The sequence below is a fragment of the Pseudomonas sp. TE31087 genome (assembly GCF_057284075.1).
In genome coordinates, this window is sequence record NZ_JBXVNN010000001.1 from 4450594 (window position 1) to 4470197 (window position 19604).

Below are 19604 nucleotides of genomic sequence, written 5' to 3' on the forward strand. Positions count from 1 at the left end.
CTATTACTCCACCGCCTTGACCATGTCCTCGATGACTTTCTTGGCGTCACCGAACACCATCATGGTCTTGTCCAGATAGAACAGTTCGTTGTCCAGACCCGCATAGCCACTGGCCATGGAGCGTTTGTTGACGATGATGGTCTTGGCCTTGAAGGCTTCGAGGATCGGCATGCCGGCGATCGGCGACTTCGGATCGTTCTTCGCCGCCGGGTTGACCACGTCGTTGGCGCCCAGCACCAGCACCACGTCGGCCTGGCCGAACTCGGCGTTGATGTCCTCCATCTCGAACACCTGGTCGTACGGTACCTCGGCCTCGGCCAGCAGCACGTTCATGTGCCCGGGCATGCGCCCCGCCACCGGGTGGATCGCGTACTTCACGGTCACCCCGTTGTGGGTCAGCTTCTCGGTCAGCTCCTTGAGTGCGTGCTGGGCGCGGGCCACCGCCAGGCCGTAGCCCGGGACGATGATCACGCTGTCGGCGTTGCTCAGCAGGAAGGTGGCGTCGTCGGCCGAGCCGGACTTCACCGGGCGCTGCTCCTTCGAGCCTTGCGCCGCGCTGGTATCGGTATCGCCGCCGAAGCCGCCGAGGATGACGTTGAAGAACGAACGGTTCATCGCCTTGCACATGATGTACGAGAGGATCGCACCGCTGGAGCCCACCAGGGAGCCGGCGATGATCAACATCGAGTTGTTCAGCGAGAAGCCGATACCCGCCGCCGCCCAGCCCGAGTAGCTGTTGAGCATCGACACCACCACCGGCATGTCGGCGCCGCCGATCGGGATGATGATCAGCACGCCCATGACGAAGGCCAGGGCCAGCATCAGGGTGAAGGCGCTGTAGTGGCCGGTGAAGGTGAACAGCAGCCCCAGGGCGATGGTCGCCAGGCCCAGGATCAGGTTCAGCTTGTGCTGGCCGGCGAACTGTACCGGTGCGCCCTGGAACAGGCGGAACTTGTACTTGCCCGACAGCTTGCCGAAGGCGATCACCGAGCCCGAGAAGGTGACGGCACCGATGGCCGCGCCAAGGAACAGCTCCAGGCGATTGCCGGTGGGGATCGGGTCGCTGATGGCGGCGACGATACCCAGCGATTGCGGCTCGAGCACGGCAGCGATGGCGATGAACACTGCAGCCAGGCCGATCATGCTGTGCATGAAGGCGACCAGCTCGGGCATCTTGGTCATCTCGACGCGCTTGGCCATGATCGAGCCGGCGCTGCCGCCGACCAGCAGGCCGACGATGACGTAGCCGATGCCGGCGGTCGCAAGCTCTGCGCCAAGCTTGTAGATCAGGCCGACCGTGGTGAGGATGGCGATACCCATGCCGATCATGCCGAACAGGTTGCCGCGGCGTGAGGTAGTCGGATGCGAGAGTCCCTTGAGCGCCTGGATGAAGCAGACCGAGGCGACCAGGTACAGAAGCGTTACCAGATTCATGCTCATGCTTACTTCTGCCCCTCGCTCTTGGTTTTCTTCTTGAACATTTCCAGCATGCGGCGGGTGACCAGGAAGCCACCGAACACATTCACCGCAGCCAGCGCCACGGCCAGGGTGCCCATGACCTTGCCGGCCGGGGTGACGGTCAGCGCGGCGGCCAGCATGGCGCCGACGATGACGATCGCGGAAATGGCGTTGGTGACCGCCATCAGCGGCGTGTGCAGGGCCGGGGTGACGTTCCACACCACGTGGTAGCCCACGTAGATGGCCAGCACGAAGATGATCAGGTTGTAGATGCCGTGGGAAATCAGCATGTCTTCCATTGTCGTGCTCCTCAGCCGTTCTTGCGCACGACTTGGCCGTCGCGGCACATCAGGCACGCGGCGACGATGTCGTCTTCGAGGTTGATGACCAGGTTGCCGTCCTTGTCGAACAGCAGCTTCATGAAGTCCAGCAGGTTGCGCGCGTACAGCGCCGAGGCATCGGCGCCGACCTGGGCCGGCAGGTTGGTCGGGCCGACGAGGGTCACGCCGTTGTGCATGACGACCTGATCGGCCACGGTCAGCGGGCAGTTGCCGCCCTGGGCCGCGGCAAGGTCGATGACCACCGAGCCGGGCTTCATCTGCGCCACGGTCTCGGCGCTGAGCAGGGTCGGCGCCTTGCGCCCGGGAATCAGCGCAGTGGTGATGACGATATCGGCCTGCCTGGCGCGCTCGTGCACGGCCTGGGCCTGACGCTGCATCCAGCTCGCCGGCATCGGCCGGGCATAGCCGCCGACGCCTTCGGCGCATTCGCGTTCTTCATCGGTCTCGTAGGGCACGTCGATGAACTTGGCCCCCAGCGATTCGATCTGCTCCTTCACCGCCGGACGCACGTCCGACGCTTCGATCACCGCACCCAGGCGTTTGGCCGTGGCGATGGCCTGCAGGCCGGCGACGCCGGCGCCGAGGATCAGCACGCGGGCGGCTTTCACCGTGCCTGCGGCGGTCATCAGCATGGGCATGAAGCGCGGGTAGTGGTGAGCCGCCAGCAGCACGGCCTTGTAGCCGGCGATGTTGGCCTGGGACGACAGCACGTCGAGGCTCTGGGCCCGCGAGGTGCGTGGCGCGGCTTCCAGGGCGAAGGCGGTGATGCCGCGTTCGGCCATCTTGCCGATCAGTTCGTTGTTGAAGGGGTTGAGCATGCCCGCCAACAGGCTGGTGCTGTTGATCAGCGCCAGTTCCTGATCATCGGGCGCGACCACCTTGAGTACCAGCTGCGCGCCGAAGGCGTCGGTGGCTTCACCCAGGGTGGCGCCCACGGCTTCATAGGCACTGTCGGGAATGCTGGCTTTGAGCCCTGCCCCCCGTTGCACGGTGACCTGATGGCCCTGGCCTACCAGTTTCTTGATGGTTTCCGGGGTCGCGGCGACCCTTGTCTCACCCGTCTGCGTCTCGAGAGGAACACCAATGTGCACGACTATGTCTCCTGCGGTGACCTTTATTGTCTTTATGGAAACCAGCGCACTTCGGGTGGTGCGGCTGGGCGGCCGTAGAGCACGACTCCGCCTGGTTCGAGGCGGGAGAGGCATTTTGCAGACGAACCCAGGGGCCTTCAACAGGTTCTGAAGCGAAACGAACTCAAAACTACAAGTCACCCTGTGACCGTATGTCGCAACGATTCCGATCGAGCCCGTCAAGTACGCGCTATTCGCAGCTTAGGGGAAAAAACGAAAAAATTTCGGCCGTTTTCGTTCGCGGCGTTGTGAATGTCGCAAAATAAGCCGCAAACCCGCGCAGTCACTAGGGTTGCTACGGTTTTTCCGGTAAACGGAACAGATTACGAATTTGCGACAAATCCATATATCTGTAGGTGTTCAAAATAATTGACTACGGAGTCAGGTTGTCGCTTCATGGCCTCAGCTGGTGGCGGTGTACTGCTGTGCCTGCGCCACCAGCCAGTCGCGAAACGCCCGCAGCGAAGCGGACTCCACCTTTCGCTCAGGGATCATCAGATGGTAGGCCTTGTCGCTGGACAGGGCATGCCTGTTAGCGACCAGCAATCGACCTTCCTGCAACTCGCGCTGGATCAGGAACGGCGGAATCAGCGCGATGCCCATGTCGTGCATGGCGGCCTGGGCCAGCATGGAGAACAGTTCGTAGCGCGGGCCAGTCATGTCGCGCTCGACGCTCATGCCCAGGCCGTCGAACCATTGCCGCCAGGCATAGGGGCGCGTGGTCTGCTGCAGCAGGGGCAATTCGGCGATGCGCCGGGCGTCGAGGCTGGCTTGTCCGTCCAGCAACGCGGGGCTGCACACCGGCACGGGGTTCTCGCCCATCAGTCGGTGGGACTGGGTTCCGGACCAGTCGGCGTCGCCGAAATAGATGGCGGCGTCGAAGGGCGTGTCGGCGAACAGAAAGGGGCGGGTGCGGTTGGTCAGGTTGACCGTGACTTCGGGGTGGCGCTGCTGGAAGTCCTTCAGGCGCGGCAGCAGCCATTGCGTGCCGAAGGTCGGTACCACCGCCAGTTCGATCACGTTGGCGCCCTGCTGGCGCATCACCGAAAGCGTGTCGCGCTCCACCGCATCCAGCTGCGCAGCCACCTGGCGGCTGTAGGACAGCCCGGCTTCGGTCAGTTTCACGCCCCGGCGCGAGCGGCGGAACAGTTCGACATTGAGGAAGGCCTCAAGGCCACCGATCTGCCGACAGACGGCGCCCTGGGTCAGGGCCAGTTCCTGGGCGGCCTTGGTGAAGCTCTCGTGACGCGCGGCCGCCTCGAAGCAGACCAGGGCGGTGGTGCTGGGGATCTTGCGGCGCATGTACGTCAACCTCACTTGTAGGGCGTTGAACAGGGCATTTCGATGATTACGAAGTGAGAAAATATCACTAAACCGTGCGCAATCCTCGTTTGTCCCGCAGGCCGATCAGGCCTAGGATCAATCCAGCACAACAATTCGTTCCCATCTTTCGAGGAATCCGCACATGGCTGGCAAGGCAAGCTTCAACTGGATCGACCCGCTGCTGCTGGATCAGCAGCTCACTGAAGAAGAGCGCATGGTTCGCGACAGCGCCTATCAGTTCGCCCAGGACAAGCTGGCACCCCGTGTGCTGGAGGCGTTCCGCCACGAGCAGACAGACCCGGCGATCTTCCGCGAGATGGGTGAAGTCGGCCTGCTTGGCGCGACCATCCCCGAGCAGTACGGCGGTAGCGGCCTGAACTATGTGTGCTACGGCCTGATCGCCCGCGAGGTGGAACGCATCGACTCCGGTTACCGCTCGATGATGAGCGTGCAGTCGTCGCTGGTGATGGTGCCGATCAACGAGTTTGGTACCGAGGCACAGAAGCAGAAGTACCTGCCGAAGCTGGCCAGCGGCGAGTGGATCGGCTGCTTCGGCCTGACCGAGCCCAACCATGGTTCCGACCCGGGTTCGATGATCACCCGCGCCCGCAAGGTCGACGGTGGCTATCGCCTGACCGGCAGCAAGATGTGGATCACCAACAGCCCGATCGCCGATGTGTTCGTGGTCTGGGCCAAGGATGATGCCGGCGATATCCGCGGCTTCGTGCTGGAGAAAGGCTGGGACGGCCTCAGCGCCCCGGCCATCCATGGCAAGGTGGGCCTGCGCGCCTCGATCACCGGCGAGATCGTCATGGACAACGTGTTCGTGCCGGAAGAGAACATCTTCCCGGACGTGCGTGGCCTCAAAGGTCCGTTCACCTGCCTGAACTCGGCCCGCTATGGCATCTCCTGGGGCGCCCTGGGCGCCGCCGAGGCCTGCTGGCACACTGCGCGCCAGTACACCCTGGACCGCCAGCAGTTCGGCCGCCCCTTGGCCGCCAACCAGCTGATCCAGAAGAAGCTGGCCGACATGCAGACCGAGATCACCCTGGCCCTGCAAGGCTGCCTGCGCCTGGGGCGGATGAAGGACGAAGGCACCGCGGCGGTGGAAATCACCTCGATCATGAAGCGCAACTCCTGCGGCAAGGCCCTGGATATCGCCCGTCTGGCCCGCGACATGCTGGGCGGCAATGGCATCTCCGACGAGTTCGGCGTGGCCCGCCACCTGGTCAACCTCGAGGTGGTCAACACCTACGAAGGGACCCATGACGTGCACGCGCTGATCCTGGGGCGTGCGCAGACCGGCATCCAGGCGTTCTATTAATAGAGGAGCCAGGCCATGGGCGCGCTTTCCCATCTGCGGGTGCTGGATCTTTCCCGGGTGCTGGCCGGCCCTTGGTCTGGCCAGATCCTGGCCGACCTTGGCGCCGATGTGATCAAGGTCGAGCGTCCGGGGGCGGGTGACGACACCCGTTCCTGGGGGCCGCCTTTCCTGCGCGACGCCCAGGGCGAGAACACCAGCGAGGCGGCCTACTACCTGTCGGCCAACCGCAACAAGCGCTCGGTGACCATCGACTTCACCCAGCCGGAAGGCCAGCGCCTGGTGCGCGAGCTGGCGGCGAAGTCGGATATCGTCATCGAGAACTTCAAGGTCGGCGGGTTGGCGGCCTATGGGCTGGACTATCAGAGCCTGAAGGCGGTCAATCCCAAACTCATCTACTGCTCGATCACCGGCTTCGGCCAGACCGGGCCGTATGCCAAGCGTGCCGGCTACGACTTCATGATCCAGGGGCTGGGTGGGCTGATGAGCCTGACCGGTCGCCCGGAGGGAGAGGAGGGTGCCGGGCCGATGAAGGTTGGTGTGGCGCTGACCGACATCCTCACCGGGCTGTATTCCACCGTGGCGATCCTGGCGGCCCTGGCGCATCGTGACCAGGCTGGTATTGGCCAGCACATCGACATGGCGTTGCTGGATGTACAGGTGGCCTGCCTGGCCAACCAGGCCATGAACTACCTCACAACCGGTACCGCGCCTCGCCGGTTGGGCAATGCGCACCCGAACATTGTGCCGTACCAGGATTTCCCGACGGCTGATGGCAACTTCATTCTTACCGTGGGCAATGACGGGCAGTTCCGCAAGTTCGCGGAAGTGGCCGGGCAGGCGCACTGGGCGGATGACCCACGCTTTGCCACCAATAAACAGCGGGTGGCCAATCGCGCCGAGCTGATTCCGCTGATTCGCCAGGCCACGGTGTTCAAGACCACGGCCGAGTGGGTGAGTGAGCTTGAGAAGGCGGGCGTGCCGTGTGGGCCGATCAACGACCTGGCGCAGATGTTCCAGGATCCGCAGGTGCTGGCCCGTGGGCTGGCAGTGAATGTTCCTCATCCGTTGGCGGGCAGCGTGCCGCAGGTGGCCAGCCCGATCCGGTTGTCGGAGACGCCGGTGGAGTATCGGCAGGCGCCGCCGTTGCTGGGGGAGCATACCGAGGTGGTGCTGGGGGAGGTGCTGGGGTTGGATGGAGAGGCGGTGCAGCGGCTTCGGGGGGCTGGGGTGTTGTGATGTTTTCTATATAGATATATGAAGCGGGGAGACCGGTAGGTCTCCCGCTTTTGTTTTTGGGGTTGCTTTATAGAGGTGTCAGGGCTGGCAGGGGCCTGTCTTGGGATTGGGTTGTGTGTGCGAGGTGTTCGCCTTGAGGTTGCGTTGTGTTCCAGAAGTGTCCGCCGAGGGTTCTCTGGCGCCTGTGAGATCGAGCGCCGCGCGGGCGGCGCTCGATCTCACAGGCGCTGCAAGGGTCGTGGCGAACACCTGGCAGCCCTGACGCGGTCTTTTTCCCCGATATTTCACTTTAATGAAATTAACGGTTGACGCCCTGTCAGATCCCCTTATAATGCGCCCCACTTCCAGCGACATCGGAACGAAAAACTCCTTGAATATCAAAGAGTTGATTGTTGAAGAGGGTTGCGGAGGTGCTTCGGTCTCACGATCGGCAGCGGTGAAAAAGGCAGTTGACAGCAAGTTGTAACGCTGTATGATTCGCCTCCCGCTACGAGAGATCGCAGCGAGTCAAGTGTTTGAAGTGAAACGAAAAACTTCAAAATAAACGCTTGACACGAAATGAGGAAAGCGTAGAATGCGCGCCTCGGTTGAGACGAAAAGCTCTTAGCCAAACGCTCTTTAACAAATTGAATCAAGCAATTCGTGTGGGTGCTTGTGAGTATGGACTGATAGTCGCCAAGATTATCAGCATCACAAGTGGCCATGCGAGAAATCACATAGTCATTTGAGATTGCTGAGCCAAGTTTAGGGTTTCTTAAAAACCCAAGCAGTATTGAACTGAAGAGTTTGATCATGGCTCAGATTGAACGCTGGCGGCAGGCCTAACACATGCAAGTCGAGCGGATGACGGGAGCTTGCTCCTTGATTCAGCGGCGGACGGGTGAGTAATGCCTAGGAATCTGCCTGGTAGTGGGGGACAACGTTTCGAAAGGAACGCTAATACCGCATACGTCCTACGGGAGAAAGCAGGGGACCTTCGGGCCTTGCGCTATCAGATGAGCCTAGGTCGGATTAGCTAGTAGGTGAGGTAATGGCTCACCTAGGCGACGATCCGTAACTGGTCTGAGAGGATGATCAGTCACACTGGAACTGAGACACGGTCCAGACTCCTACGGGAGGCAGCAGTGGGGAATATTGGACAATGGGCGAAAGCCTGATCCAGCCATGCCGCGTGTGTGAAGAAGGTCTTCGGATTGTAAAGCACTTTAAGTTGGGAGGAAGGGTTGTACGTTAATACCGTGCAATTTTGACGTTACCGACAGAATAAGCACCGGCTAACTCTGTGCCAGCAGCCGCGGTAATACAGAGGGTGCAAGCGTTAATCGGAATTACTGGGCGTAAAGCGCGCGTAGGTGGTTTGTTAAGTTGGATGTGAAAGCCCCGGGCTCAACCTGGGAACTGCATCCAAAACTGGCAAGCTAGAGTACGGTAGAGGGTGGTGGAATTTCCTGTGTAGCGGTGAAATGCGTAGATATAGGAAGGAACACCAGTGGCGAAGGCGACCACCTGGACTGATACTGACACTGAGGTGCGAAAGCGTGGGGAGCAAACAGGATTAGATACCCTGGTAGTCCACGCCGTAAACGATGTCAACTAGCCGTTGGAATCCTTGAGATTTTAGTGGCGCAGCTAACGCATTAAGTTGACCGCCTGGGGAGTACGGCCGCAAGGTTAAAACTCAAATGAATTGACGGGGGCCCGCACAAGCGGTGGAGCATGTGGTTTAATTCGAAGCAACGCGAAGAACCTTACCAGGCCTTGACATGCAGAGAACTTTCCAGAGATGGATTGGTGCCTTCGGGAACTCTGACACAGGTGCTGCATGGCTGTCGTCAGCTCGTGTCGTGAGATGTTGGGTTAAGTCCCGTAACGAGCGCAACCCTTGTCCTTAGTTACCAGCACGTTATGGTGGGCACTCTAAGGAGACTGCCGGTGACAAACCGGAGGAAGGTGGGGATGACGTCAAGTCATCATGGCCCTTACGGCCTGGGCTACACACGTGCTACAATGGTCGGTACAGAGGGTTGCCAAGCCGCGAGGTGGAGCTAATCTCACAAAACCGATCGTAGTCCGGATCGCAGTCTGCAACTCGACTGCGTGAAGTCGGAATCGCTAGTAATCGCAAATCAGAATGTTGCGGTGAATACGTTCCCGGGCCTTGTACACACCGCCCGTCACACCATGGGAGTGGGTTGCACCAGAAGTAGCTAGTCTAACCTTCGGGAGGACGGTTACCACGGTGTGATTCATGACTGGGGTGAAGTCGTAACAAGGTAGCCGTAGGGGAACCTGCGGCTGGATCACCTCCTTAATCGAAGACATCAGCCTGCTGATGAGCTCCCACACGAATTGCTTGATTCATTGTGTAAAGACGATGCTGTAACGCGACCCTGTTATAGGTCTGTAGCTCAGTTGGTTAGAGCGCACCCCTGATAAGGGTGAGGTCGGCAGTTCAAATCTGCCCAGACCTACCAATTACTTGGTGCGGCCATGATGTAGGCTATAGATACACGGGGCCATAGCTCAGCTGGGAGAGCGCCTGCCTTGCACGCAGGAGGTCAGCGGTTCGATCCCGCTTGGCTCCACCACTCTTTCAGGTTTCGCAGCAATGCTCAGAACTTAGAAATGAACATTCGTTGATGAATGTTGATTTCTGACTTTTGTCAGATCGTTCTTTAAAAATTCGGATATGTGATAGATAGACTGAATGCCAGTTTCACTGCTGGTTATTCAGGCTAAGGTAAAATTTGTGAGTTCTGCTCAGCAATGAGCGAAATGCGAATTTTCGGCGAATGTCGTCTTCACAGTATAACCAGATTGCTTGGGGTTATATGGTCAAGTGAAGAAGCGCATACGGTGGATGCCTTGGCAGTCAGAGGCGATGAAAGACGTGGTAGCCTGCGATAAGCTTTGGGGAGTCGGCAAACAGACTGTGATCCAGAGATCTCTGAATGGGGGAACCCAGCCAGCATAAGCTGGTTATCTTGTACTGAATACATAGGTGCAAGAGGCGAACCAGGGGAACTGAAACATCTAAGTACCCTGAGGAAAAGAAATCAACCGAGATTCCCTTAGTAGTGGCGAGCGAACGGGGACCAGCCCTTAAGCTGGTTTGAGATTAGTGGAACGCTCTGGAAAGTGCGGCCATAGTGGGTGATAGCCCCGTACACGAAAATCTCTTGCCAGTGAAATCGAGTAGGACGGAGCACGAGAAACTTTGTCTGAACATGGGGGGACCATCCTCCAAGGCTAAATACTACTGACTGACCGATAGTGAACCAGTACCGTGAGGGAAAGGCGAAAAGAACCCCGGAGAGGGGAGTGAAATAGAACCTGAAACCGTATGCGTACAAGCAGTGGGAGCCTACTTTGTTAGGTGACTGCGTACCTTTTGTATAATGGGTCAGCGACTTATATTCAGTGGCGAGCTTAACCGAATAGGGGAGGCGTAGCGAAAGCGAGTCTTAATAGGGCGCTTTAGTCGCTGGGTATAGACCCGAAACCGGGCGATCTATCCATGGGCAGGTTGAAGGTTAGGTAACACTGACTGGAGGACCGAACCGACTACCGTTGAAAAGTTAGCGGATGACCTGTGGATCGGAGTGAAAGGCTAATCAAGCTCGGAGATAGCTGGTTCTCCTCGAAAGCTATTTAGGTAGCGCCTCATGTATCACTGTAGGGGGTAGAGCACTGTTTCGGCTAGGGGGTCATCCCGACTTACCAAACCGATGCAAACTCCGAATACCTACAAGTGCCGAGCATGGGAGACACACGGCGGGTGCTAACGTCCGTCGTGAAAAGGGAAACAACCCAGACCGTCAGCTAAGGTCCCAAAGTCATGGTTAAGTGGGAAACGATGTGGGAAGGCTTAGACAGCTAGGAGGTTGGCTTAGAAGCAGCCACCCTTTAAAGAAAGCGTAATAGCTCACTAGTCGAGTCGGCCTGCGCGGAAGATGTAACGGGGCTCAAACCATGCACCGAAGCTACGGGTATCACCTTTGGTGATGCGGTAGAGGAGCGTTCTGTAAGCCTGTGAAGGTGAGTTGAGAAGCTTGCTGGAGGTATCAGAAGTGCGAATGCTGACATGAGTAACGACAATGCGAGTGAAAAACTCGCACGCCGAAAGACCAAGGTTTCCTGCGCAACGTTAATCGACGCAGGGTTAGTCGGTCCCTAAGGCGAGGCTGAAAAGCGTAGTCGATGGAAAACAGGTTAATATTCCTGTACTTCCAGTTATTGCGATGGAGGGACGGAGAAGGCTAGGCCAGCTTGGCGTTGGTTGTCCAAGTTTAAGGTGGTAGGCTGAGATCTTAGGCAAATCCGGGATCTCAAGGCCGAGAGCTGATGACGAGTGCTCATTAGAGCGCGAAGTGGTTGATGCCATGCTTCCAAGAAAAGCTCCTAAGCTTCAGATAACTGGGAACCGTACCCCAAACCGACACAGGTGGTTAGGTAGAGAATACCAAGGCGCTTGAGAGAACTCGGGTGAAGGAACTAGGCAAAATGGCACCGTAACTTCGGGAGAAGGTGCGCCGGTGAGGGTGAAGCACTTGCTGCGTAAGCCCACGCCGGTCGAAGATACCAGGCCGCTGCGACTGTTTATTAAAAACACAGCACTCTGCAAACACGAAAGTGGACGTATAGGGTGTGACGCCTGCCCGGTGCCGGAAGGTTAATTGATGGGGTTAGCGCAAGCGAAGCTCTTGATCGAAGCCCCGGTAAACGGCGGCCGTAACTATAACGGTCCTAAGGTAGCGAAATTCCTTGTCGGGTAAGTTCCGACCTGCACGAATGGCGTAACGATGGCGGCGCTGTCTCCACCCGAGACTCAGTGAAATTGAAATCGCTGTGAAGATGCAGTGTATCCGCGGCTAGACGGAAAGACCCCGTGAACCTTTACTATAGCTTTGCACTGGACTTTGAGCTTGCTTGTGTAGGATAGGTGGGAGGCTTTGAAGTGGGGACGCCAGTTCTCATGGAGCCATCCTTGAAATACCACCCTGGCAACCTTGAGGTTCTAACTCAGGTCCGTTATCCGGATCGAGGACAGTGTATGGTGGGTAGTTTGACTGGGGCGGTCTCCTCCCAAAGAGTAACGGAGGAGTACGAAGGTGCGCTCAGACCGGTCGGAAATCGGTCGTAGAGTATAAAGGCAAAAGCGCGCTTGACTGCGAGACACACACGTCGAGCAGGTACGAAAGTAGGTCTTAGTGATCCGGTGGTTCTGTATGGAAGGGCCATCGCTCAACGGATAAAAGGTACTCCGGGGATAACAGGCTGATACCGCCCAAGAGTTCATATCGACGGCGGTGTTTGGCACCTCGATGTCGGCTCATCACATCCTGGGGCTGAAGCCGGTCCCAAGGGTATGGCTGTTCGCCATTTAAAGTGGTACGCGAGCTGGGTTTAGAACGTCGTGAGACAGTTCGGTCCCTATCTGCCGTGGACGTTTGAGATTTGAGAGGGGCTGCTCCTAGTACGAGAGGACCGGAGTGGACGAACCTCTGGTGTTCCGGTTGTCACGCCAGTGGCATTGCCGGGTAGCTATGTTCGGAAGAGATAACCGCTGAAAGCATCTAAGCGGGAAACTTGCCTCAAGATGAGATCTCACTGGAGCCTTGAGCTCCCTGAAGGGCCGTCGAAGACTACGACGTTGATAGGTTGGGTGTGTAAGCGCTGTGAGGCGTTGAGCTAACCAATACTAATTGCCCGTGAGGCTTGACCATATAACACCCAAGCAATTTGCAAAGCGCAGATTGCGGTGGTGAAGACGAAAGAACCGAAAGTTCGTAAGACCACAAATTCACATATCCGAATTCGCTGGAGTATCCATCTGGATGTTCTGGCAACAGAATTTCTTGACGACCATAGAGCATTGGAACCACCTGATCCCATCCCGAACTCAGCAGTGAAACGATGCATCGCCGATGGTAGTGTGGGGTTTCCCCATGTGAGAGTAGGTCATCGTCAAGATTCATTTCGCAAAACCCCTATCTGCGCGAGCAGGTAGGGGTTTTGTCTTTAAGTAGAGAGTACAGAGATTCGCTGGCACGTCCCTCGGACGGACCGGCACACAGAATTTCTTGACGACCATAGAGCATTGGAACCACCTGATCCCATCCCGAACTCAGCAGTGAAACGATGCATCGCCGATGGTAGTGTGGGGTTTCCCCATGTGAGAGTAGGTCATCGTCAAGATTCAATTCCAAAGCCCCTGATCGCGATGCGATCGGGGGCTTTGTCTTTTCAGGGTATCAATGCGCGTGATTGCTGTATGAGACAGCCTAGCTCCTTGGACTGGGCTGTCTCGCAGGGAACAAAGTTGTAAGCATCAGCAGCGTGGGAGCGGGCTTGCCCCGCGATCACCGGCGAAGCCGGTGCCATACAGCGCATCGCGGGGCAAGCCCGCTCCCACGCTGCTGATGCTTGAAAACCTGCACCCTGCGCGAAAGTGCAGCCCGAACAGTTATCCCCGCGCCCTGATATCCAAGACAAAAAAAGGCCGCTCCCGGTTGGGAGCGGCCTTTTTGCTACCGGGGCATACACCCCCGCCAGTGCTATCAGCTCAGCAGATTACGCACATTGCCCATCGCCTCATCGGCAAAGCCCTGCAGGAACGCCTGGAAGCCCGGCAGGGCCTCCGGGCCACCTTCCCAGGGCTCGGCCTGGATGGTCCAGGTCGCTCGGCTGCGGCTGGCATCGATCGTCTGCACCTCCATGGCAGCCCACAGGTTGCCGATATTCAGGCTGGTGTAGATCAGGCTCCAGGTCATGTGCATGGCCTGCTCGTCACGGCTGTTCAACTGCTCGATCACCACGTTGCCATCCTTGAACAGTTTCTTGCGCACCGAGCGCACGCCACTGCCGGTCATTTCGATATGCGCCAGCGCGGGGATGAATACCGGGAAGCCGGCGAAGTTGCCGACGATGTTCCACACGCTGGCGGCCGGGGCGGCGATCTCGACGCTGGAAACCACCAGGCAGCCTTGCGGGTTGCGGATCAGGGTGTCGGGTTTGAGTGCTTGCATGGGATGTTGCTCCTGTTGTGGATAAAAGGGGTCAGATAAAGCCGATGTCGGCCAGGTAGCGGCAGCCGCGGCTAAGCAGCGCCGGGTCCTTGCTCGGGTAACGGGCGCCCATGCGCTGCACGCCGGCACGGGCGTTGTCGTGGGCGATGCCGGAGATATCGCCGATGTCTTCTTCGAAGCCGTCCAGGTAGAAGCCCAGGACGTCGTACAGCGCGTTGTCGCGGTCGACCCGGGCCAACTGGCGCTGCCACTGCTCGACGCTGACCAGCTCGAAGGCATGGCCCTGCGCATGGAACGACGCCAGGTAGTCACGCCAGCGCAGTGGCTCGGGGTTGTGCAGGTTGAACACGCATTGGCCAGCCTGGTGGCGGCTGCTGTGGAAGGCGATGAAACGGGACAGGAAGTCCACCGGCATGAGGTCGAAGTCGATCTCCAGCCCCGGTACCTGCCCCAGTTGCAGCGAACCCTTGAGCATCAGCATCAGCCGGTTGCGCTGGGGCTGGCAGGCGCCCGTGCGGCTGTCGAAGGTGATGTTGCCGGGACGGAACAGGTTGACCCACACGCCCTGCTCGCGGGCACGGCTGAGGATGCGCTCGCCGACCCATTTGCTCAGGTTGTAGCCATTGCGGATGTAGATCGGCGGGGTACTGGCCGGGTCGCTCTCCAGCACGCGACCGTCACCGTCCACCGCGCTGCACGCGGACAGGGTCGAGACGAAGTTGAAGATCTTCTTGCGTCGACCTTCGCACAGCCGCAGGCACCCGAACAACGGCTCGATGTTGTCGGCGGCCAGCACCTCGTAGTCGAGCACATGGTTGACCTGCGCGGCGTTGTGCAGCAGGGCGCCATAGTGGTTGTCCAGGTCGTCGTAGTCGGCCTGGGACAAGCCCAGCAGCGGCTTGCGCAGGTCTGCCTCGAGTACCCGCACGCGGCTCAGGTCCAGGTCGATATGGTTGTCCTGCAGGGCTTGAGCGAAGCGTTCCTCGGCGGACTGCCCACCGGCGCGGCGTACCAGGCAGGCGACTTCGGTGGCGCCCCACTCCAGCAAGGCTTCAACCAGGTGAACGCCAAGGAAGCTGTTGGCCCCGGTGACGATGACCTTGTGCACATCGCCCAGACGCTCCATCGGCAGTACCTGCAGGCCGAGATCGCGGTTGGCGTCCTGTTCCAGGCGCGCCAGGGAGGTCTGCAGCGCATCATCGTTGCCGTCGAGCAGCGCGCCCAGGCGCCGCAGGGTCGGCTGCTCGATGAAACGGTTGATGGCCACACCCTGGCCGAAGTGTTCCCGGATCTCCAGCAACAGGCGCGACAGCAGGATCGAGTGCCCGCCCAGGTTGAAGAAGCTGTCGTCCAGTGAGATGTCGGCTGGCGGCAGTTCCAGCAACTCGCTCCACAGATGCAACAGGTGCTTTTCGGTGTCGGTCTCTGGTGCGATGCGCGCGTTCGCCGACAGGGCCAGTGGCTGTGCCGACAGCGCCCGGCGGTCCACCTTGCCGTTGGCGGTATAGGGCATGTGCTCCAGCACCTGGTAGAACAACGGGCGCATGTAGTCGGGCAGGTGCCGCTCGGCATGATCGCGCAGCAAGGTTTGCGCATCGGTCCGCTGCGGATGGGCGAGGAAGGCCAGGATCCGGCGCTGCGCGTCGATCACCACCGCCACCTGGGCGAACAGGTGGCTGTCGCGCAAGCAGTGCTCGATCTCCTCGGGCTCGACCCGAAAACCTCGGATCTTCACCTGGTTGTCACGCCGTCCGCACAGCTCGATGCCCTGGGCGGTCCACTTGCCGATGTCTCCGGTGCGATAGACACGCAGCGTGCGGCCGGCGGGCAGGTCCAACTCGACGAAGCGTTCGGCGGTCAGTGCCGGCTTGTTCAGATAGCCCAGGCCGACACCGGGCCCGGCGATGTACAGCTCGCCCGGGGTCTGCTCCGTTACCGGTTGCAGCGCCGGGTCGAGTATCAGCACCTGGGTGTTGGCGATCGGCAGGCCCAGGTTGCGGTTGCTGTCACCGCTGGCGAACACCCGGGTGGTGGCCAGCACTGTGGTTTCCGTCGGCCCGTAGATGTTGTGCATCCGGCACTGACCGGCCAGGCGGGCGATGACCTCCGGCTCGCAGACGTCGCCGCCAGTGACCAGGTGGCGCAGGCCGAGGTGGACATTGCGCGGCAGGATGCTTAGCAGGGCCGGTGGCAGGAACGCATGGCTGACTTCCTGGCTGTGGATAAGTTGTACCAGCTGCTGCGGATCGCGGCGCTGATCCTCACTGGGCAGCACCAGTTCCGCACCACAGGCGAAGGTCGGCAGGATATCCAGCAGTGAGGCATCGAAGCCGATGGTGGAGAACTGCAGCACTCGGCTGTGCTCGTCCAGGGCCACATGCTCACGGTACCAGGCCATGAAGTGCGTAAGGTTGCGCTGGCTGAGCAGCACGCCCTTGGGCTGGCCGGTAGTGCCGGAGGTGTAGATCGCCACGCAGGCCTGCTCGGCGCCGGCCTGGCGCAGCGCCAGGCCGGGCAACGGCATGGCCGGTGTCGCCGCGATGCCGCGAATATCCACATGAGAGATATCCACAGGCGCCTGCCCGTCATGCAGCACGACGCAGGCACCGGCATCCTCGAGGATCGACTGGCGTCGTTCGGCCGGCGTTGCCGGGTCCAGCGGCAGGTAGATGGCGGCGCAGCCCAGCACCGCCAGCAGGCTGGCATAGAGGTCGGGCGACTTGCCCATGCACACGGCGACCACCGGCGGCTGTTCACCGGGCTCGGGCAGCAACGGCGCCAGGGCCTGCTGGATGGCGACGGTGCGGGCATGCAGCTGGCGATAGCTGGAGCGCTGGCCGGCATGGTTCAGCGCAGGGCATTCGGCATGCAGGCGCAAGCTGTGCTCCAGCGTATCGATCAGGCCCGTTTCGGCCTTCTCCAGCAAGTCAGCGCGCAGTGTGCGGTTGAATGGGTGGCGGTAGGCCAGAGCCTCCAGCCAGTCCAGGCCGTGCTCGCGCTCCTGGTCGCCGGGGCTTGCCGCGGGTGCTTCCTGCAGATGCGCCGGATTGCGCGCAAAGCGGGTGACCTGCAGGGCCAGTTGATCACACAGGGCCTGCAGGGCGTCTTCGCGCAACTGCTGGCCGTTGCCGGCACTCGGCGCGGGGATCGCAGTTCGCTGGATCAGCCGCTGGGCGCTGGCACTGCCGCACCAGCACAGGGCTTCCAGTTGCGGCAGGGGCTCGGCGAAGCTGGCGCCCAGGCGCAGCCTGAGCAGTGGCGTGTTGCCCAGGGCATGCCAGTCGCAGCTGCCCAGGGCCAGGCTGCCATCTTCCACCACCAGGTCCGGCCGGGCCGACAGCTGCTGGCGCAAGGCTTGCGCGCTGTCGGCGGTGGCCGAGCCATGGCCGTGCTCGTCGAGCAGCCGGGTGAATGCCTCCAGGGTGGGGCTGGTGCCCACCAGGAGTATGTCGAGGCGTCTCATGTCCAGGTCCTCAGGGCAGGTAATCGCGCAGGGCGTCTTGTACGCAAGGCGACTCGAGCATCGAGCTGCTGCGGAAGAAACGCAGGATGTTGCCCAGCAGCGGATGCTGGTGATTGATCGGGTAGGCCAGGCCCTGCGCCTCCTCGCGCAAGGCCTGGCGCACCGGCTCGCTCACCGGCAAGGCGGCGATCAGGGCGCAGTCGAAAGCTTGCTGGATGTCGCTGGTCAGGTACTGACGCAGGAACAACGGCAGCACCTTGGCGATTGCCCGGCGATCCGCCTCCGGCGCGGTGTGCCAGTAGATGCGCGTCAGCCGCGCCCAGAAGCTTGAATGACGGCCTTCGTCCAGCAGATGATCGGCCATCAATCCCTTCACCGAGGGCTTGACCGAGTCGTCCTTGGCAAAGGCCGCGACATCGTCGGTCAGGGTGTTCTCGGCGATGCCCACGCAGATCAGTTCCAGCGCATCGCGCAGTGCCTCGGGCACCTGGTCCAGCACGGCCGGAATGGCGCGGCTGAGTTCGATCTCCTGGGGCAGGGCGATCGGCTCGATGCCGGTCAGGGCGATGGTCTGCTGCAGGAAGTCCATCGCCACCAGGGCGTGATAGTCCTCGTCCACCACCACGGTCATCGCGTCGTAGCGGCAGGCGAACGGGAAGCGCACGGCAAAGCGGTCCTTGGCGATGCGCCGGGCGGTGCGGTCGACGATTTCGGTCTCGAAGATCACCACATCGTTGATGAACTTGTAGAGACTTTGCACCAGCACGAAATCACGCAGCTGCGGACATTCGCGCTGGAACGTCGCGCCGAGCACCAGGGGTTGGCGGCTCAGGGGGTAGATCAGTCGCTGGTCATCCTCCACCAGGCGCCGGGGCCGGGTGCGGATGGTCGCCCGAGCCTCCCAGGCCTCGGCAAAGGAGCGGTACTCGAGGGCATTCATGGGGTGACCTCGGCGACAGGTGTCTGCAGCGAGGCACGCAGGCGGTCCCACAGCGCCACGCGGCTTTCCACCGCGGCGATGGCGGCCACGTAGACGTCTTCCTGGCGCAGCGGGTCGTGGTCGACCAGGCGGGCCAGCAATTGTTCGGCGGCGGGCCCGTGGTCTTCGGAGTCCACCTCGATATGGCGCTGCAGGTAGTAACGGAAGGTCGGAGCCTGCTCGGTGCCGATGCCCCACTCGTCGAGGATCTGCTGGAACATCGCCGGGATCACGCTTTCCCGGCCGTGCAGGAAGGCGGCCGCAACGCGGTGGGCCGGCGCGTCGAGAGCCACCTCGAGGGTGTCGCGGACGAATCGCTGGGCGGCTTCACTGGCACCGCAGCGCTGCAGGGCGTCAATGGCCGCGATGCCTTGCTGTTGCAGGCTGATGAAGCGATCGATGGCCTGGGTGCTGGCGCCGACTTCGCGCATGGCATCCAGGTACAGTTCGAAGTGGCTGTAGTGACCGTGGTCGAGGCGGTCATCCGATTCTTCGCCCAGCACGATCTCGTTGATCAGGCGTGCCGCGGCCGGGTCCGCAGGTGGCAGCCATGGCAGGCTGACGCAGGTCAGCTCCTGCTGCAGGCGCTTGGTCAGCGACATGAAGTCCCAGACTGCAAAAACATGGGTTTCCATAAATCGACGCAGTGTCTGCAGCGAGTCGATCTCGGAAAAGAGCGGGTGCAGGGAAAGTTCATGTTTCTTGTCGGAAAGTGTGCGCTTCAATGTGCTCATGATGAGGTCCGTTATGGATGGCATTCAGGGATTAAGTTGCTCTGCGCATTGTTCGCTATATAAATTCCAGGCGAAGAGATACCTCGAATGAAATTTCGACATCGAACAACGGATAGAGGCCGGCAGGGCTTGTCTGGCAAGGCGTCCACGGTGATGCCTGGCCGCCCCTGGCTGGCGCTATAAAAGTTAGAACAACTTCAAAGTTCGCCGCAATTGTTTTTTTGATTATTTTATGCTCGGACTTTTCTTGAAATATAAGTGCCCGAATAAAACTTTGGGTAAGTTTTATTTTGGCAATATGTGCTCCTTCCGATAAATAACGATCAGAAAAATAGACACAGAGTGAATGCCTCACTCGGAGCACTGATGAACGGAGATGGGAGAGTGACTATTGGAGGGCGGCTGATCGCGTGCGGTCCTTGCCCCGGTGCCAGGTTCCTTCTGCTGGTGAATGAGGAGGCAGGCGGCCAGGTCCACGTCTGATGATCAGCGGCCGCTGCGGGGAGTAGAGTGTGCCCAAAATGCTGGCACTGCCATGGCCAGCAGCAGACCGGGCAGAGTAAATGCCCTCTTGGTCAGCGCATGGAA

The 19604-nt window shown here is 60.2% G+C and carries 10 protein-coding genes, 2 tRNA genes and 4 rRNA genes; 8 read left to right on the forward strand and 8 right to left on the reverse strand.

Annotation, left to right across the window (positions count from 1 at the left end):
• Positions 1-3: 3 nt before the first annotated feature.
• The 4 genes from ACZ899_RS20115 to ACZ899_RS20130 all read right to left on the reverse strand — a co-directional run bounded on the left by ACZ899_RS20115 (position 4) and on the right by ACZ899_RS20130 (position 4231).
• Positions 4-1440: an NAD(P)(+) transhydrogenase (Re/Si-specific) subunit beta gene (locus ACZ899_RS20115; protein ID WP_234562804.1), complete on the reverse strand. Its 1437-nt coding sequence runs from the start codon at positions 1438-1440 to the stop codon at positions 4-6.
• Positions 1441-1442: 2 nt separating this feature from the next.
• Positions 1443-1757: an NAD(P) transhydrogenase subunit alpha part 2 gene (locus tag ACZ899_RS20120; RefSeq protein ID WP_232855387.1), complete on the reverse strand. Its 315-nt coding sequence runs from the start codon at positions 1755-1757 to the stop codon at positions 1443-1445.
• Between the two features lie 11 nt (positions 1758-1768).
• The gene (locus ACZ899_RS20125; protein ID WP_232855386.1) at positions 1769-2890 is read right to left on the reverse strand and encodes a Re/Si-specific NAD(P)(+) transhydrogenase subunit alpha; all 1122 of its coding nucleotides are present in this window, start codon (positions 2888-2890) and stop codon (positions 1769-1771) included.
• Between the two features lie 441 nt (positions 2891-3331).
• On the reverse strand, positions 3332-4231 hold the full coding sequence (locus ACZ899_RS20130) for a LysR family transcriptional regulator (protein ID WP_203649451.1): 900 nt from the start codon (positions 4229-4231) through the stop codon (positions 3332-3334).
• A 163-nt stretch (positions 4232-4394) separates the two neighbouring features.
• On the opposite strand from ACZ899_RS20130, the gene ACZ899_RS20135 reads away from it, so the two are divergent.
• From ACZ899_RS20135 to rrf (ACZ899_RS20170), 8 genes are all read left to right on the forward strand, one after another.
• Positions 4395-5576: an acyl-CoA dehydrogenase gene (locus ACZ899_RS20135; protein ID WP_028689912.1), complete on the forward strand. Its 1182-nt coding sequence runs from the start codon at positions 4395-4397 to the stop codon at positions 5574-5576.
• Between the two features lie 15 nt (positions 5577-5591).
• Positions 5592-6812, forward strand: coding sequence for a CaiB/BaiF CoA transferase family protein (locus ACZ899_RS20140; RefSeq protein WP_203649453.1), 1221 nt, complete (start codon positions 5592-5594; stop codon positions 6810-6812).
• Between the two features lie 774 nt (positions 6813-7586).
• A 16S ribosomal RNA gene (locus ACZ899_RS20145) occupies positions 7587-9123 on the forward strand.
• Between the two features lie 86 nt (positions 9124-9209).
• Positions 9210-9286, forward strand: a tRNA-Ile gene (locus tag ACZ899_RS20150).
• 38 nt (positions 9287-9324) lie between these two features.
• Positions 9325-9400, forward strand: a tRNA-Ala gene (locus ACZ899_RS20155).
• 245 nt (positions 9401-9645) lie between these two features.
• A 23S ribosomal RNA gene (locus tag ACZ899_RS20160) occupies positions 9646-12538 on the forward strand.
• Between the two features lie 131 nt (positions 12539-12669).
• Positions 12670-12785 (forward strand): 5S ribosomal RNA (gene rrf, locus ACZ899_RS20165).
• A gap of 109 nt (positions 12786-12894) precedes the next feature.
• Positions 12895-13010 (forward strand): 5S ribosomal RNA (rrf, locus tag ACZ899_RS20170).
• Together the 16S, 23S and 5S rRNA genes with 2 tRNA genes alongside form the textbook arrangement of a ribosomal RNA operon.
• Before the next feature lie 362 nt (positions 13011-13372).
• Here rrf (ACZ899_RS20170) and ACZ899_RS20175 read toward each other — a convergent pair.
• The 4 genes from ACZ899_RS20175 to ACZ899_RS20190 are packed head-to-tail and all read right to left on the reverse strand — an operon-like array spanning position 13373 to position 19016.
• Complete coding sequence (locus ACZ899_RS20175; protein WP_203649455.1) at positions 13373-13840, reverse strand: SRPBCC family protein; 468 nt, start codon at positions 13838-13840, stop codon at positions 13373-13375.
• Between the two features lie 31 nt (positions 13841-13871).
• Positions 13872-17303: an amino acid adenylation domain-containing protein gene (locus ACZ899_RS20180; RefSeq protein ID WP_234562886.1), complete on the reverse strand. Its 3432-nt coding sequence runs from the start codon at positions 17301-17303 to the stop codon at positions 13872-13874.
• Between the two features lie 10 nt (positions 17304-17313).
• Positions 17314-18243 carry a diiron oxygenase gene (locus tag ACZ899_RS20185; RefSeq protein ID WP_234562885.1) on the reverse strand — a complete coding sequence of 310 codons (930 nt, stop codon included), beginning with the start codon at positions 18241-18243 and terminating at the stop codon, positions 17314-17316.
• Positions 18240-19016: a DUF3050 domain-containing protein gene (locus tag ACZ899_RS20190; protein ID WP_234562884.1), complete on the reverse strand. Its 777-nt coding sequence runs from the start codon at positions 19014-19016 to the stop codon at positions 18240-18242. The genes ACZ899_RS20185 and ACZ899_RS20190 overlap by 4 nt, the downstream gene beginning before the upstream one ends.
• Between the last annotated feature and the right edge of the window lie 588 nt (positions 19017-19604).